The organism is Pseudomonas sp. DE0157, from assembly GCF_007678615.1.
GTDB classification, from domain to species: Bacteria; Pseudomonadota; Gammaproteobacteria; order Pseudomonadales; family Pseudomonadaceae; genus Aquipseudomonas; species Aquipseudomonas parafulva_B.
The window spans coordinates 1-266 of sequence record NZ_VEJN01000064.1; the positions used below are offsets into that span (position 1 = coordinate 1).

Annotated in this window: 1 protein-coding gene; it reads right to left on the reverse strand. The window is 70.7% G+C overall.

All coding sequences use genetic code 11. The features are described 5' to 3' along the window. Nucleotides 1-266 (reverse strand): AMP-binding protein (locus FS777_RS21325; RefSeq protein ID WP_145257614.1); only part of this gene is annotated, 266 nt, incomplete at both ends.

A 266-nucleotide genomic window follows, 5' to 3' on the forward strand; every position in this document is an offset into this window, starting at 1 on the left:
TACTCCAGCACGCCGTCGGCGCGGTAACGCACCCGATCACCCGTGCGGTACAAGCGCTCGCCATTACCCAGAGGGCTCGCCACGAAGCGCTCGGCGGTCAGCGCCGGGCGGCGGTGATACCCACGGGCCAGGCCTACGCCGCCCAGGTACAACTCACCGGCTACCCCTGGCACCACCGGTTGCAGGGCCGCGTCCAGCACGTAGGTGTGCAGGTTGGCGATGGGGCGCCCGATGGGCACGCTGTCGCTGCCCTCCTCCACGCAGGT